Here is a 14,763-nt window from a genome sequence, read left to right on the forward strand (position 1 = left end):
ATACTACTATCTTATACGTTTTATCTTTTTGTTGCCTAATACATTTTTCATGATGGATAAACTTCATCAATTCAATGAAAAACTGTTAGAATGCAGTGTTTTATTATATTTTTTAAATTTGTTGCTTTGAGAGTTAATATGTCACTGGAAGCCCTGACCACAGAAGCGCTTGCTGCCATTGCAGCAGCTCAAGACCTTGTTGCACTTGATCAGGTGCGTGTGCAATTTACAGGGAAAAAAAGCCAGCTTGCAGAACAATCGAAAGCATTAGGGAAAATGGACCCTGAAGAACGCAAAGTACAAGGTGCTGCGATTCATGCTGTTCGAGAAACAATTAATACTGCATTAACAGAACGTCAAGCGGCACTACAACAGGCAGCACTTGCACAAAAGCTAGCAAGTGAAACGATTGATATTACATTGCCGGGCCGTGGTCAACGTATTGGTACAGTTCATCCTGTTACTCAGGTACAAGAGCGAATTTGTCAGTTCTTCACTAAAGCTGGTTTTACAGTTGCAACCGGTCCAGAAGTTGAAGATGACTATCACAATTTCGAAGCATTAAATATTCCTGGTCACCATCCGGCACGTGCTATGCACGATACTTTCTACTTTGATGCTACTCACTTGCTACGTACGCATACCTCTGGGGTACAGATTCGTACAATGGAGACGAGTGAGCCGCCAATTCGTATCGTATGCCCTGGCCGTGTTTACCGTTGTGATTCGGATCAAACGCATTCACCAATGTTCCACCAGATCGAAGGCTTATATGTTGCTGAGAACACAAGCTTTGCTGAATTAAAAGGTTTATTGATTAACCTACTGAATGAATTTTTTGAGAAAGATTTAAAAGTACGTTTTCGTCCTTCATATTTCCCATTTACAGAGCCTAGTGCAGAAGTAGATATCATGGATGAGCGTGGACGTTGGTTAGAAGTTTTAGGCTGTGGCATGGTACATCCAAATGTATTGCGTGCTGCGGGTATTGATCCTGATAAATACAAAGGCTTTGCTTTTGGTTTAGGGGTAGAGCGTTTTGCAATGTTGCGTTATGGCATTAATGATTTGCGTATGTTCTATCAAAATGATGTGCGTTTCTTACGCCAATTTGCCTAACATTTTTTCAGGATTAAAAAAGGTTTATAAAGATGAAGATTAGCGAAAATTGGCTACGCACATGGGTTAACCCGGCAATTGATAGTGAGACATTGTCTGATCAGTTAACTATGCTTGGTCTTGAAGTTGATGAACTTGCACCTGTTGCTAAGCCATTTACTGGCGTCGTGGTCGGCGAAGTTTTAACAGTTGAGCAGCATCCAGATGCAGATCGTTTGCGTGTAACGACAGTTAATATTGGTTCGGGCGAGCCTTTACAAATTGTTTGTGGGGCACCGAATGTTCGTGCTGGCATGAAAGCTCCAGTTGCAACGATTGGTGCTGTATTACCGGGTGATTTCAAAATCAAAAAAGGTAAACTTCGTGGAGTTGAGTCACAAGGCATGCTTTGTGGTGCTTCTGAAATTGATCTTGAAGATAAAATCGATGGTTTGCTTGAGTTACCTGCTGATGCTCCAGTAGGGATAAATATCCGTGAATACTTAAAACTCGATGATAACGTCATCGATATCAGTATTACACCAAACCGTGGTGACTGTTTCAGTATCCGTGGTATCGCTCGTGAGATTGCAGTAATTAACCAACTGCAAATGAATGAACCTGATATTAAATCAGTTGAAGCGACAATTGCTGATGAGAAGAAAGTAGTGATCAGCACTGAAGGTGCTCCACGCTATTTAGGACGTGTAATTAAAAACGTTAATGTAAAAGCTGCTACTCCTGAGTGGATGGAGCAGGCTTTAGCTCGTTCAGGAATTCGCACGCACAGTATTTTGGTTGATGTGACGAACTATGTCCTTATGGAACTGGGTCAGCCAATGCATGCTTTCGATTTAGCTAAAATCGAAGGGACTGTACATGTGCGTCAAGCTCAGCCACAAGAAAAATTACAACTCCTTAATGATCAAGAAGTTGAATTACAAGAAGATATTATGGTGATTGCTGATGACCAGAAAGCTTTGGCAATTGCTGGAATTATGGGTGGTTTAGCATCAAGCGTAACTGATGATACTACCGATATCTTCCTAGAAAGTGCTTTCTTCGCGCCACTTGCTATTGCTGGACGTGCTCGTCGTTTTGGCTTGCATACTGATTCTTCACAGCGTTATGAACGTGGTGTAGATTTTGAGTTGCCGTTAATTGCCATGAACCGTGCTTCGCAGCTTATTCAAGAGTTGGCAGGTGGTGAATTTGGTCCAATTACTGTGGCTGAAAAAACTGAAATTTTACCAAAGCGTGAAGCAATTGAACTGAAACAAGCTCAGGTAGACCAATTGTTGGGATATCAATTGACGGCTGATTTCATTGCAGATGCTTTAACTCGACTAGGGTGTGAAGTAACTGTTAAAGCTGAAGGTGAGTGGAATGTAGTACCTCCATCACATCGCTATGACATGGCTATTTATCAAGACTTAATTGAAGAAGTGGCACGTATTGATGGTTATGACAATATCCAAATTAGCTTACCAAGCATGGATGTTCAATTAGCTAAATATCAAGACCGATTTGAAATTGCAGAGTTACGCCAAACTATCGTGACTTTAGGTTATCAAGAAGCAATTAGTTTTAGCTTTGCTGATGCAAAACTTGAAAAGCAATTGAACCCGCAAGTAAATCCGTTAATGCTAGCAAATCCAATTTCAAGTGATTTGGCTGCAATGCGTAGTACTCTACTTTCAAGTTTAATCCCTTGCGTACAATATAATCTCAATCGTCAACAAAGTCGTGTTCGTTTCTTTGAATTAGGACTCCGTTTTGATTATCAAGATGCTAAAAGTATTGAAGATCTAAAACAGATTCCAACTTTAGCTCTAGTGGCCGTTGGCTCGCAACAACCAGAATCTTGGCATGTGAAGCCTCAACCAATGGATTTCTTCGACTTCAAAGGAGAGATTGAAGAGATTTTAGCTGCTGGTCGTGTCAAAGTTGAATATGTACGTTCAGAGCGTGCATGGTTGCATCCAGGGCAGTCTGCTGAAATTTTAGTTGATGGGCAATCAATTGGTTACTTAGGCCGTCTGCATCCATCTTTAGAAAATGAGCTAGATTTAAGCACAACTTGGGTTGCTGAACTTAATCAAACAGCCGTTTTGCAATCTTATGTATCTAATTTTACAGAATTATCACGTTTTCCTTCGATTAGACGTGATATTGCGCTTTTAATCTCTGATAATATAAATGTTAGAGATATTCAGCAGTTAATCGAAAAAACTGGTGGAGAGCTTTTAGACTCTACATGGTTATTCGATGTGTATACGGGGCAGGGTGTCGAAGAAGGTAAGCGCTCATTGGCGTTTGCATTATTATGGCAACATCCTTCACGTACGCTTGAAGATGCTGAAATTAAATCTGGTATGGACAATATAATCCAAGTGTTGGAAAACACTTATCAAGCGACATTGAGGGCCTCATGACAGCATTAACTAAAGCAGACATGGCTGATCATTTAAGTGAGTTAACCAGCTTAAATCGCCGTGAAGCAAAACAAATGGTCGAGTTGTTCTTCGACGAGATTAGCCAAGCGCTTATTGCAGGGGAGCAGGTTAAGCTTTCTGGTTTTGGTAATTTCGAGTTAAGAGATAAACGCGAACGTCCAGGACGTAACCCTAAGACAGGTGAAGAAATTCCAATTTCAGCACGTAGGGTAGTGACCTTCAGAGCGGGTCAGAAGTTTAGACAACGCGTTGGAAATGAGCAGATCGATTGATCTGCTTTTTTATATTTTAAATAGCTTTATATAGTTTATTGGGCAGCAATATAGGACCGCTTAATCTTAGAAAATCAAAATTTAGATATAAAAAAAGAGGACAAAATGTCCTCTTTTTTATCTAATCTAGAATATAGATTAGTGTGCAGCAGAAGCAGCAGCAACGTCAGAAGCAGCAGCAGCAACGTCAGAAGCAGCGGCAGCAGTTTCAGAAGCAGCAGCGTCAACAGCTACAGCAGCTTCAGAAGCAGCTTCAGTAGCTTCAGAAGCAGCAGCTACAGCTTCAGAAGCAGCAGCAGGAGCTTCTTCTTTCTTAGAACAACCAACGAAAGCTAAAGTAGCAGCAACAGCAGCAGCAACAGCGAATTTTTTGAATAACATGGCATCACTCTCACAAAAAAGATTTGAGATTAAAAAAACCTAAGTTGGACTGTTTTGCTTTTATTATTCCTAAAACGTAGCTAGGTAACAACGCATGGAGCAGTCTAACTGGTCTGCCGCTATGCTATCACTGCAAATGCTGAAATACTACTGTCGTCTGTCAAAAAAACGTATGAAAAAGAGAAAAACAGACTGTTTTTTAACAGAAAAAAACAATTAATCAGCTCGTGTATATTGGAAAAGGTAGAGGTAAGCTACTAAAAAAACTAAGCTTTTTTATGCAAAAATATTTATTATCAAAAGCTTATAAATAATTTTACATAAAAATAAGCAAAATGTATTTTTGTGTAAAGCTTGTCAACCAAATAAAAAGCCACTCAAAAGAGTGGCTTTTTATTAAGGTTTAAGCAATTAAGTTGAAGCTTTACGTTTCATTTGATCAAAGAAATCATCATTTGTTTTGGTTTCTTTCATGCGGTCAAGTAAGAATTCCATTGCTGCCAACTCATCCATAGGGTGAAGTAGCTTACGGAGGATCCATACTTTGCGTAATTTATCTTCATCCATTAAACGCTCTTCACGACGTGTGCCAGATTTTTTGATATTCATAGCAGGGAAGACACGTTTTTCAGCAATACGGCGATCAAGAGTAATCTCTTGGTTACCTGTACCTTTGAATTCTTCATAAATTACATCATCCATTTTACTGCCTGTTTCAATCAAAGCAGTAGAGATGATTGTAAGTGAACCACCTTCTTCGATATTACGTGCAGCACCGAAGAAACGTTTAGGACGCTCTAATGCATGAGCGTCTACACCACCAGTTAACACTTTGCCTGATGACGGAATAACAGTGTTGTAAGCACGTGCAAGGCGGGTAATAGAGTCAAGAAGAATCACAACATCTTTTTTATGTTCAACAAGACGTTTAGCTTTTTCAATTACCATTTCTGCAACTTGTACATGGCGAGCCGGTGCTTCATCAAATGTTGACGCAATAACTTCACCGCGAACAGTACGCTCCATTTCGGTTACTTCTTCTGGACGTTCGTCAATTAATAGAACAATCAAGAATACTTCGGGATTGTTTCTAACAATCGATTGAGCAATATTCTGAAGTAACATTGTTTTACCCGCTTTCGGCGGTGCAACAATAATAGAACGTTGGCCTTTACCAATTGGCGCAACTAAATCAACGACACGAGCAGTTAAGTCTTCTGTCGTACCATTACCTAATTCCATAACCAATTGTTCGGTCGGGAAAAGGGGAGTTAAGTTTTCAAATAAAATTTTATTTCGAGAATTTTCTGGCGTGTCATAGTTAATCTGGTTAACTTTGAGCAACGCAAAATAACGCTCACCTTCTTTTGGAGGGCGAATAGTACCTGTGATGGTATCACCTGTACGCAAGTTAAAGCGTCGGATCTGTGAAGGACTCACATAAATATCATCCGGACCTGCTAAATACGAACCTGCGGCAGAACGCAAAAAACCAAAACCATCAGAGAGAATTTCGAGAACGCCATCACCAAAAATTTCTTCGCCATTCATCGCATGGCGTTTCAAAATGGCAAAAATAATATCTTGCTTTCTGTTACGAGCCATACCTTCCAGGCCCATAAATTCAGCAATTTTAATTAGTTCGCCGATTGGTTTTTTCTTGAGTTCAGTTAAATTCATAAGGGTCAGAATTAGGAAAGAGTAGAGTGTGGTTTAAAAAGAAGAAAAATCGCTCGCATACAAAAAAGATTATCGCAATTGTATTTACACAATAACAATTCAGAAGTCTGATTAATTGTTTCGAAGAGAAATGTGAAAAAACAATTTCTGTTGCCGAGTGGCGATCTTTATGTTTGTGTCTTGTAAGAAGCCGGACGAAGATGATTCCCTTCAGTGCCTCTTGAGCATGCAATATAAGCCAGCCTAGCAAATTTGTCAATTTATAGGCGAAAAAAATACGCTATAAAAAAGTATAGCGTATTTTCTTTTTTAGCATTTTGACTTAAACGTTTTCATCAATAAAGCTAACAAGTTTAGAGCGAGGTACAGCACCAATTTGTTGAGCTACAACTTCACCATTTTTGAAAAGTAGTAAAGCAGGAATGTTACGGATGTTGTATTTCACTGCTGTATCTTCGCAAGAAGTCACATCAACTTTAACAATTTTTACTTTACCAGCATATTCACTTGATAGGTCTTCAAGCACAGGTGCGATTGCTTTACAAGGTGCACACCATCCTGCCCAGAAGTCAACAAGTACAGGGGTTTCAGCATCTAAAACATCTGCTTGGAAGTTATCATCAGTTGTATTTACAATAGTCGCAGACATGGTACGGCTCCAATTTTTAGAAAAAAGTGCTATTACAGGAGAAAATTATCTCTATCAGTATTACATAGCTACTTAGTTCAATGTAAGGGTTTGATGCTATTATTCAAGGCTTAACTAAAATTGTCTAATGGATGCTCACGATATTCATCATCGACTTGTACAATCAACTTATAAATAGAAAAATTTAAATCACAGCTAATTGTTGATCAAAATGGCTTTTCAATTGCATTCTTGTGAATTACTCTAGGCGTGAATTGTTATGGGTTTAGTTCAATAATGTCTGATTTTCTGATTGATGAAGAATTACTTGCCGCCATAGATATGGGGTCGAACAGTTTTCACCTTGCAATTGCACGGGTAGATCATGGCGAAGTTAAAAAAGTTGCTTCGATGTCAGAAAAAGTACAGCTCGCAGCTGGTTTAGATGAGAATAAAAACCTAACAGAAGCCGCTCAGCAACGAGGCTTAGCCTGCTTGGCTCGTTTTGTAGGAAGATTAAGTTCTGTTCAACCAAATCGCTTACGAATTGTGGCGACCAATGCTTTGCGTCAGGCAAAAAATGGTCATGAATTTATTCAAAAAGCAGCAGAAATTTTGCCTAAACCTATTGAAATTATTGCTGGGCGAGAAGAAGCGCGTCTGATTTATCTTGGCGTATCGCATACCATGGCAAATGGTGGTCGACGTTTAGTTGTAGATATTGGTGGTGGTTCTACTGAGTTCATTATTGGTGAAGAGTTTGAGCCTATTTATACAGAGTCATTGCAAATGGGATGTGTGGCTTATACAAAAGCCTACTTTGCCGATGGCGAAATCACACAAAAAGCCTTTGATAAAGCAGTAGTTGCTGCCCGTAAAGAACTTTCAGCTATTGCAACAACGTATAAAATGGAAGGTTGGGATACTGTCGTTGGTTCTAGTGGAACGATTAAAGCTTGCCGCCAAATTATGGTGAATATGGGCTTGAGTGATGAGCAAGAAAACGTCACTCGAGAAGGGTTATACAAACTCAAAGATAAATTACTTAAGTTTAAAAATATTTCTGAAATTGATTTTGAAGGGTTAAGAGAAGACCGACGAGCAGTTTTGCCAGCCGGATTGGCAATTTTGTACGCAGTTTTTGAGGTTTTAGAAATTGATCGTTTGGCATATTCTGATGGTGCATTACGTGAAGGAGTCATGTATGACCTATTAGGTCGTTTTAAACATGAAGATATCCGTGATCGTAGTGTACAAGCTTTAATGGGACGTTATAACGCTGATCCAAAACAAGCAGAAAGAGTCGTAAATACAGCACAACAATTATTTGATGGTGTTGCAGAACCTCTCAATTTAACGAGTGAAGACAGTGACTTACTGCGCCGAGCTGCCTATTTGCACGAAATTGGTTTGGCGATTAGTCATGGTGGGTATCACCGTCATGGTGCTTATTTATTGCAGCATTCTGATATTCCGGGCTTCTCACAAATTGACCAAAATCACCTTTCACATTTGGTCGCTCACCACCGTCGTAAATTGCGAAATGATGTAAAAAATGAAATTTTGAAGGCTGGTGGTCATAAATTACTTTATCTATGTTTATTACTTCGCCTAGCAGTTTTACTCAACCATAGTCGAAGTGATCAGATGCTTCCTGCCATTGAACTGACCATCATAAATGATCAACAATGGCAACTTAGTGTTTCTGGTGATGCCAAACAATGGCCATTGTTAGTTGCCGACTTGCATGATGAGCAAGAGCAGTTTAAGCATTGGGACATTGAATTGAATATTCAGTCGGAAAAATTTATCGATTAAAGGGATAATATTCGACCTATGAAAAAAGCTACTCAGTCCAAAGCGTGGACAACGGTTCAAATTGCACGTCATCCTGATCGTCCGCAGTTTCTAGATTATGTCGGTGAAATCTTTACAGAGTTTGATGCCTTGCATGGTGATCGTTTGTTTGGTGACGATGGTGCGATGGTAGGTGGTCTTGCTCGTTTTGATGGTCAGCCTGTGATGGTTATTGGCCAACACCGTGGTCGTAGTACCCGTGAAAAATTAAAGCACAACTTCGGTATGGCTAACCCTGAAGGTTACCGTAAATCTCAACGCCTATTAGATATGGCAGAGCGTTTTAACCTTCCGGTCTTCACATTTATTGATACTATGGGTGCTTACCCAGGTGTTGGTGCTGAAGAGCGTGGACAAGCTGAAGCAATTGCAACTAGCCTTGCTCAACTTTCAAGTTTGAAAGTTCCTGTTGTTGCAACAGTACTCGGTGAAGGCGGTTCTGGTGGTGCTCTAGGTATTGGTGTTGCTGACCGAGTAATTATGTTGTCGCATAGTATTTATTCTGTGATTTCACCAGAAGGCTGTGCATCTATTTTGTGGAAAACTGCTGAAAAAGCGGCTCAAGCAAGTGAAGCTTTAGGTTTGACAGCAGATAAATTACAATCTCTAGGTATTGTTGAATATGTAGTAGATGAAGGCGAAGGGGCTCATTTAGACCCTGAGCAAGTCATGCAAAACCTAAAAGTAGTTTTGAAGCAAGCTTTGGATGAGTTGCTACCAATGGATGCAAATGAACGATGCGAAGCACGTTATCAACGTTTAATGAAGTTTGGCAGCGAAAATTTAGGCATCGCGTCTTAAAACAGGCTCAAGAGTTTTCAGAAAATAGTATTTTTCTTATTGGATGTAGTGGCGGCATGGATTCAATGCTGCTACTACATTTGATGTCTCAAATTTTCCCTCAAAAGATCCGAGTAATTTATATAGATCATCAACTGCAATCAAAAAGTGCAGAGTGGGGCGAATTCGTTGCTAAACAAGCGACTCATTTAAATATTCCTTATACCATTCAAAAAGTTCAAGTTACTGACGGTAATTTGGAAGCTCAAGCACGTCAGGCACGTTATCAAGCTTATCTACAACATTTGCAAGCCAACGAAATTTTAGTGCTTGCTCATCACCAGCAAGATCAGGCTGAAACCGTAATATTACGTTTATTGTCGGGTGCGGGGGTTGATGGGCTTGCTGCTATGCAGTCTATTGATCATCGTGTAGATATGACAATTTGGCGCCCTTTTTTGGATTTAACCCGTGAGCAGATTGCCGAGTGGACTACTCAACTTGAGATTGAGTATGTAGTTGACCCTACAAATTACGATATCCATTATGATCGAGCATGGTCGCGTGAAGAACTTTGGCCCTTCTTACAAAACCGTTTTCCAAAAATGCAGCAAGCACTTAGTCGTACTAGCTATTTGATGCAAGATGCTTCTGAAATTTTAGAAGAAGTTTTAAAAGCTGATTTGCAAAATTGTGGTATGGACGAATGTTTGGATTTAACTCAGCTATTAGAACTATCTTCTGCTCGACAGCGTCAATTGCTTTCGGTTTGGATGAAAGGTGATGGGCAATATCGCCCTGCATTTGAAATGGTTGAGCGGTTAAAAAATGAAGTAATTGTTTCAAAGTCTGATGCACAAGCGGCATTACATTGGAACCAGTTTTACTATGTCCGTTATCAACATCATCTTTATAGATTGAGTCGACAAGTTTTTCTTGCTGAAAAATTAAACCCAGTTGAAACCGAGATGGAGCATTATTTTCAACTAGGGGAAATAGTGGAATGCGCTTCAGGACAATTTCAAATTACTCAAAAAAATATGGGTTTGTCTGCATCTTTATTAAATAAAAAATTAAAAATTATTCGACGCCAAGGTGGTGAAAAGGTCCATTTATATGGTCGTGTTGGGCAATGGCCATTAAAAAAAGCAATTCAAGAAGCACATATTTTGCCTTGGCTTCGTCATACAATTCAAATATTAGTCATAGATAATGTTATGCTTGGGGTTTTTACACCGAAAGGATTTTGGTTGGCTCAGTCTCCGTATTGTGAGCAAGGAGGGTGGCAACCAGATTTAATTTCTTATTCTTGTAATCTGGTAAATGGCGAAGATGGTTATGACAAGTGCAGTAAATAGTAATATCTGTTTTATTGGTGGTGGTAATATGGCCCAAGCTTTGATTGGTGGGCTCATTTCAAGAGGTTTACCGCCAACACGTATTACCGTTTCAGATCCTGTTGAGCAAATACGTCAATTATTGCAAGAAAAAGAAGTCCATGTGACACAAGATAATGTAGCTGCAATTAAAAATGCTGATGTCGTTGTACTGGCAGTAAAACCACAAGTTTTGGCGACTGTTTTACGTCCTTTAAAAGGACTGTTATCAGATAAGTTGGTTATTTCAATTATTGCTGGTGCTGAAATCCAAACGATATCAAACTTAATTGATAGCAATCGAATTGTTCGAGTTATGCCAAATACGCCAGCTCTAGTTCAGACGGGTGCACATGGTATCTATGCAAATGATGTAGTAGGTACTTCGGATCGTGAATTAACAAGTCAGATTTTAGCAGCCACAGGCTTAACAATTTGGGTAAACTCCGAAGCTCAAATTGATGCGGTAACAGCGGTTTCTGGCTCAGGTCCTGCATATTTCTTCTATCTCATGGAAAGTATGATCCGTGCGGGTAAAAATTTAGGACTTGATGAAAAAGTTGCAACTGCGTTGACTCTTCAAACGGCATTAGGTGCAGCTCAAATGGCAATTACGAGTTCAAACACTCCTTCTGAACTTCGTAAGAATGTGACATCGCCAAATGGCACAACTCAAGCTGCACTTGAAGTTTTTGACCGTGCACAAATCTCCCAAAATATTCAATCTGCATTGGCTGCTGCACAGAAGCGTAGTCAAGAATTGGCTCAAGAATTGAGTGACAGTGCGAAATAGCTTAAATAGGATAAGACAACTATGGGTGCAAATTCTGCGCTAATTTTTGGAATTTTAATTAATGTCGCGATTTTATTGGTCTTTTTCCGTTTTTTAATGCAATTGGCGGCAGTAAGTCCTTATAATCCTGTGGTTTTATCGACCGTAAAGGCGACTAAAATTGTTGATATTTTTGGCCGAATTTTTCCGACGGTCGCAAAAGGCCGATTTAATTTGGCTGCGTTGGTTCTTTTAATTATTTTATATTTGCTGAAAATTTTTGGCGTGATGTATCTTTCTGGTTCTATGCCAAATAGTCCGGTTCACTTAGTGATTCTGACATTTGTGACTATGATTCAGGACCTAATTCGTTTCTGCCGTTATTTAATTTTCGCGACAATTATTTTGAGTTGGGTGGTTATGTTCACTCAATCGCGTTCACCTTATATTGAAGTGATTCAAGATTTAGCTGAACCATTACTCGCACCATTCCGTCGTTTATTGCCTAATATGGGAATGATTGACTTGTCTCCAATTTTGGCGTTTTTGGCGCTTTATATTGCCGAGATCTTAATGAATGAAGTTGCAAAAGTTCTTTTAACGGGACTTTAAGTTAACGCAAAAAAAGGGCTGTTAATACAGCCCTTTTTTTATTTCTACTAATTAATGGGCATCATCCCAGTTTTGCCCTTGCCCAACTTCAACAACTAAAGGCACAGAAATTTTTACTACAGATTCCATGACAGTCGCGATTTGCTTAGAGAGCTCCTCGGCAATGTTTTGATCTGCTTCAAACACTAATTCATCGTGTACTTGAAGAAGTAACTTGGCTTGATCTTTTGGCAAGATTTTATCGACTTCAATCATTGCGAGTTTAATGATATCAGCAGCACTACCTTGTAAAGGCGCATTAATTGCAGCACGTTCGGCAGCCTTACGTACCATTACATTTCGTGCATCAATATCTGGTGTATAAAGACGACGACCTAAAATAGTTTCAACAAAACCTTGCTCTGATGCAACTTGACGTGTGCGTTGCATATATTCATAGATGCCAGGATAGCGTTGGAAATATTGCTTAATATAGTTTTGCGATTCTTGACGTGTAAAGCCTAATTGACGAATCAAACCAAACTCAGACATACCATACAGTAGACCAAAGTTTACTGCCTTAGCTTGACGACGTTGATCATTGGTCACATCTTCAATTGCAATGCCCAATACTTCTGCAGCAGTACGGCGGTGAACATCTTGTCCATGCTGGAATGCATGTACTAAAGCATCATCTTGAGAAAAATGAGCCATTAAACGTAATTCAATTTGCGAGTAATCGGCAGCCAATAATACTCGACCTTCTGGCGCAATGAATGCTTTACGAATTTGGCGCCCAATTTGTCTACGAATTGGAATATTTTGTAAGTTAGGATCTGAAGAGGAGAGGCGACCTGTTGCTGTAAGTGCTTGGTGATAACTTGTATGTACACGATGCGTGTCGTTATGAGATTGCTCAACTAGACGATCAGTATAGGTACTTTTTAGCTTTGCTAAACCGCGATGCTCTAGAATAATTTCCGCTAAAGGATGTTCAATTTTTTCTAAAACACTTTCACTGGTGCTGTATTGTCCAGTTGCAGTTTTTTTACCGCCTTTGATTCCTAATTTATCAAATAGGATTTCACCTACTTGTTTAGGAGATGCAATATTAAAAGTTTCATCTGCAATTTCCATCGCTTGATTTTCAAGCCCTTCCATCGTTTTTGCAAATTCAACGCTTAATTTATCTAAGAAGGCATGATCTAGACGAATACCATCTTCTTCCATACCCGATAAAATACGGGCAACTGGCATTTCGATGTTATATAAAATATTTTCTAGCTCAGGAAATGGCTTAAGTTTGTTTGAAAGCACTTCATACAAACGATAGGTCACATGAGCATCTTCTGCAGCATAGTGAGCAGCAACTTCAATCTCAATTTGATTGAAAGTCTTTTGTTTAGCACCCTTACCAGCAATTTGTTCAAAAGTGGTGGTTAAGTGGCTTAAGTAGACACGAGCTACGTCATCCATGCCGTGACGAGTGGCCGCTGCATTCAATACATAAGATGCAAGCATGCTATCGAAATACCAGCCTTTAAGTTCTATGCCATGATTGGCAAAGATATGGGCATCATATTTAAGGTGATGCCCAATTTTTTTAACTGCTTCATTTTCTAGCACAGGCTTAATTTGAACCAGAATTTGATCACGATCTAATTGCTGCGGCGCATTTTCATAATTATGCGCTAATGGAACATAGTAGGCATCTTTCGCATCAAATGCGATTGAAAAACCAACCATCTCTGCAATACGGTAATCAAGGCTTGTAGTTTCTGTATCAATAGCAAAATGATCGGCATTTTGCATGCGTTGCCAGAGCTGATCCCATGCTTCTTGGGTTAAAACAGTGTGATAATTTGCAGTTCCAAGCTGGTCATCTTGACTAGTTAAGCTTGCTTGATCTTCGGTTTCTATAGATTCAGCAGGTTTAACTTCATTTTGAACAACAGTTTGTGAAGCTTGTTGTTTATAGCTTGAGCTATTTGGATTGTTTGGATGATCAAGCGACTGTAATTGGTTTCTAAACTCAAGCTCAGTATAAAGATTACGTAGAGCCTCTACATTTGGATCAGTAAGCTTTAACTCATGCCAATCGAGTTCTAAAGGAAGATCACAAACAATGCTAGCTAACTGGTGGTCAAGCTTAATATTGTCTAAGTTATCTTTAATATTTTGGCTAAGTTTGCCTTTAAGTTGGTCTGCATTGGCAATAATATTGTCTAAAGTGCCATATTCAGTTAGTAACTTAGCTGCTGTTTTTGCACCTACGCCAGGTACACCCATGATGCCATCAGACGCATCGCCCATAAGGGTTAAGTAATCGATAATTTGATTTGGCCAAACACCAAATTTTTCAAATACCCCGTCGGTATCCATGACGCGATCTTTAAAGCTATCTTCAAGCTTTACATGATCATTGACGAGCTGAGCCATGTCTTTATCTCCGGTTGAGATAAGTACATGATGGCCTTCGAGTACGGCACGTTTAGCGAGCGTACCGATAATATCATCTGCTTCTGCACCCGGAAGACTATATAAAGGAATTCCTTGAGCTTTAATCAATGCATGTAAATATGGAATCTGTTGAGATAACTCTTCCGGCATGGTTGGGCGATCACCTTTATAAATAGGTGAAAGCTTGTGACGAAAAGTTGGCTCAGGCGTATCAAAAATGACAGCCATATGTGTTGGCTGCATACGGCGCATTAATTTTTGAATGGCAGAAATTGCCCCACGTATTGCATTGGTATGTAACCCTGTAGAGGTCGTCAATGGTGGTAATGCATGATATGCACGAAATAAAAAATAGGACCCATCAACCAAGACAAATGGTGGCATTGAACAATTCCTTAATCTGAATTACGGG

Annotated in this window: 13 protein-coding genes; 9 read left to right on the plus strand and 4 right to left on the minus strand. The window is 39.5% G+C overall.

Annotated elements, in window-relative coordinates; translation table 11 throughout:
- Window positions 1-138: 138 nt before the first annotated feature.
- The 3 genes from pheS to J655_RS20410 are packed head-to-tail and all read left to right on the plus strand — an operon-like array spanning window position 139 to window position 3,826.
- Window positions 139-1,119: a phenylalanine--tRNA ligase subunit alpha gene (pheS, locus tag J655_RS20400; RefSeq protein WP_002117277.1), complete on the plus strand. Its 981-nt coding sequence runs from the start codon at window positions 139-141 to the stop codon at window positions 1,117-1,119.
- Window positions 1,120-1,151: 32 nt separating this feature from the next.
- Entirely contained in the window at window positions 1,152-3,533 is a 2,382-nt protein-coding gene (pheT, locus tag J655_RS20405) for a phenylalanine--tRNA ligase subunit beta (protein WP_032007093.1), read from the plus strand.
- A complete protein-coding gene (locus J655_RS20410; RefSeq protein ID WP_000126166.1) occupies window positions 3,530-3,826 on the plus strand; it encodes an integration host factor subunit alpha in 297 nt (98 codons plus the stop codon). The genes pheT and J655_RS20410 overlap by 4 nt, the downstream gene beginning before the upstream one ends.
- 138 nt (window positions 3,827-3,964) lie before the next feature.
- Here the strand turns inward: J655_RS20410 and J655_RS20415 are convergent, their stop codons facing one another.
- Window positions 3,965-4,207, minus strand: a complete 243-nt coding sequence (locus tag J655_RS20415; protein WP_002117215.1) for a hypothetical protein — start codon at window positions 4,205-4,207, stop codon at window positions 3,965-3,967.
- Between the two features lie 94 nt (window positions 4,208-4,301).
- Here J655_RS20415 and J655_RS24790 point away from each other — a divergent pair, with 94 nt between their 5' ends.
- Complete coding sequence (locus J655_RS24790) at window positions 4,302-4,427, plus strand: hypothetical protein (protein ID WP_002117184.1); 126 nt, start codon at window positions 4,302-4,304, stop codon at window positions 4,425-4,427.
- A gap of 191 nt (window positions 4,428-4,618) precedes the next feature.
- Here J655_RS24790 and rho read toward each other — a convergent pair whose 3' ends face one another.
- Window positions 4,619-5,887: a transcription termination factor Rho gene (gene rho / locus J655_RS20420; RefSeq protein ID WP_002117304.1), complete on the minus strand. Its 1,269-nt coding sequence runs from the start codon at window positions 5,885-5,887 to the stop codon at window positions 4,619-4,621.
- Window positions 5,888-6,209: 322 nt separating this feature from the next.
- On the minus strand, window positions 6,210-6,536 hold the full coding sequence (gene trxA, locus J655_RS20425) for a thioredoxin (protein WP_002054512.1): 327 nt from the start codon (window positions 6,534-6,536) through the stop codon (window positions 6,210-6,212).
- A gap of 276 nt (window positions 6,537-6,812) precedes the next feature.
- Here trxA and ppx point away from each other — a divergent pair, with 276 nt between their 5' ends.
- Genes ppx through J655_RS20450 form a run of 5 tightly spaced genes read left to right on the plus strand, consistent with a single transcriptional unit; the run spans window position 6,813 to window position 11,912 of the window.
- Window positions 6,813-8,333 (plus strand): exopolyphosphatase, encoded by a 1,521-nt coding sequence (gene ppx, locus J655_RS20430; RefSeq protein ID WP_002117171.1) that lies wholly within the window; start codon window positions 6,813-6,815, stop codon window positions 8,331-8,333.
- A gap of 18 nt (window positions 8,334-8,351) precedes the next feature.
- Window positions 8,352-9,173, plus strand: coding sequence for an acetyl-CoA carboxylase carboxyltransferase subunit alpha (locus J655_RS20435; protein ID WP_005066304.1), 822 nt, complete (start codon window positions 8,352-8,354; stop codon window positions 9,171-9,173).
- Window positions 9,110-10,510, plus strand: coding sequence for a tRNA lysidine(34) synthetase TilS (tilS, locus tag J655_RS20440; protein ID WP_081032049.1), 1,401 nt, complete (start codon window positions 9,110-9,112; stop codon window positions 10,508-10,510). The genes J655_RS20435 and tilS overlap by 64 nt, the downstream gene beginning before the upstream one ends.
- Window positions 10,485-11,321 (plus strand): pyrroline-5-carboxylate reductase, encoded by an 837-nt coding sequence (gene proC, locus J655_RS20445; protein ID WP_005804294.1) that lies wholly within the window; start codon window positions 10,485-10,487, stop codon window positions 11,319-11,321. Before tilS ends, proC begins: the two co-directional genes overlap by 26 nt.
- Before the next feature lie 21 nt (window positions 11,322-11,342).
- Entirely contained in the window at window positions 11,343-11,912 is a 570-nt protein-coding gene (locus J655_RS20450; protein ID WP_000501183.1) for a YggT family protein, read from the plus strand.
- A 51-nt stretch (window positions 11,913-11,963) separates the two neighbouring features.
- On the opposite strand, the gene polA is transcribed toward J655_RS20450, so the two are convergent.
- Window positions 11,964-14,735 (minus strand): DNA polymerase I, encoded by a 2,772-nt coding sequence (polA, locus tag J655_RS20455; RefSeq protein ID WP_005804295.1) that lies wholly within the window; start codon window positions 14,733-14,735, stop codon window positions 11,964-11,966.
- Window positions 14,736-14,763 lie beyond the last annotated feature (28 nt).

This window comes from Acinetobacter sp. 1294243 (genome assembly GCF_000588015.1).
GTDB lineage: Bacteria > Pseudomonadota > Gammaproteobacteria > Pseudomonadales > Moraxellaceae > Acinetobacter > Acinetobacter pittii.

Coding starts and splice junctions, on each gene's coding strand:
- pheS (WP_002117277.1), top strand. CDS start 139: ATGTCACTGGAAGCCCTGACCACAGAAGCGCTTGCTGCCATTGCAGCA.
- pheT (WP_032007093.1), top strand. CDS start 1,152: ATGAAGATTAGCGAAAATTGGCTACGCACATGGGTTAACCCGGCAATT.
- J655_RS20410 (WP_000126166.1), top strand. CDS start 3,530: ATGACAGCATTAACTAAAGCAGACATGGCTGATCATTTAAGTGAGTTA.
- J655_RS20415 (WP_002117215.1), bottom strand. CDS start 4,207: ATGTTATTCAAAAAATTCGCTGTTGCTGCTGCTGTTGCTGCTACTTTA.
- J655_RS24790 (WP_002117184.1), top strand. CDS start 4,302: ATGGAGCAGTCTAACTGGTCTGCCGCTATGCTATCACTGCAAATGCTG.
- rho (WP_002117304.1), bottom strand. CDS start 5,887: ATGAATTTAACTGAACTCAAGAAAAAACCAATCGGCGAACTAATTAAA.
- trxA (WP_002054512.1), bottom strand. CDS start 6,536: ATGTCTGCGACTATTGTAAATACAACTGATGATAACTTCCAAGCAGAT.
- ppx (WP_002117171.1), top strand. CDS start 6,813: ATGTCTGATTTTCTGATTGATGAAGAATTACTTGCCGCCATAGATATG.
- J655_RS20435 (WP_005066304.1), top strand. CDS start 8,352: ATGAAAAAAGCTACTCAGTCCAAAGCGTGGACAACGGTTCAAATTGCA.
- tilS (WP_081032049.1), top strand. CDS start 9,110: ATGCGAAGCACGTTATCAACGTTTAATGAAGTTTGGCAGCGAAAATTT.
- proC (WP_005804294.1), top strand. CDS start 10,485: ATGGTTATGACAAGTGCAGTAAATAGTAATATCTGTTTTATTGGTGGT.
- J655_RS20450 (WP_000501183.1), top strand. CDS start 11,343: ATGGGTGCAAATTCTGCGCTAATTTTTGGAATTTTAATTAATGTCGCG.
- polA (WP_005804295.1), bottom strand. CDS start 14,735: ATGCCACCATTTGTCTTGGTTGATGGGTCCTATTTTTTATTTCGTGCA.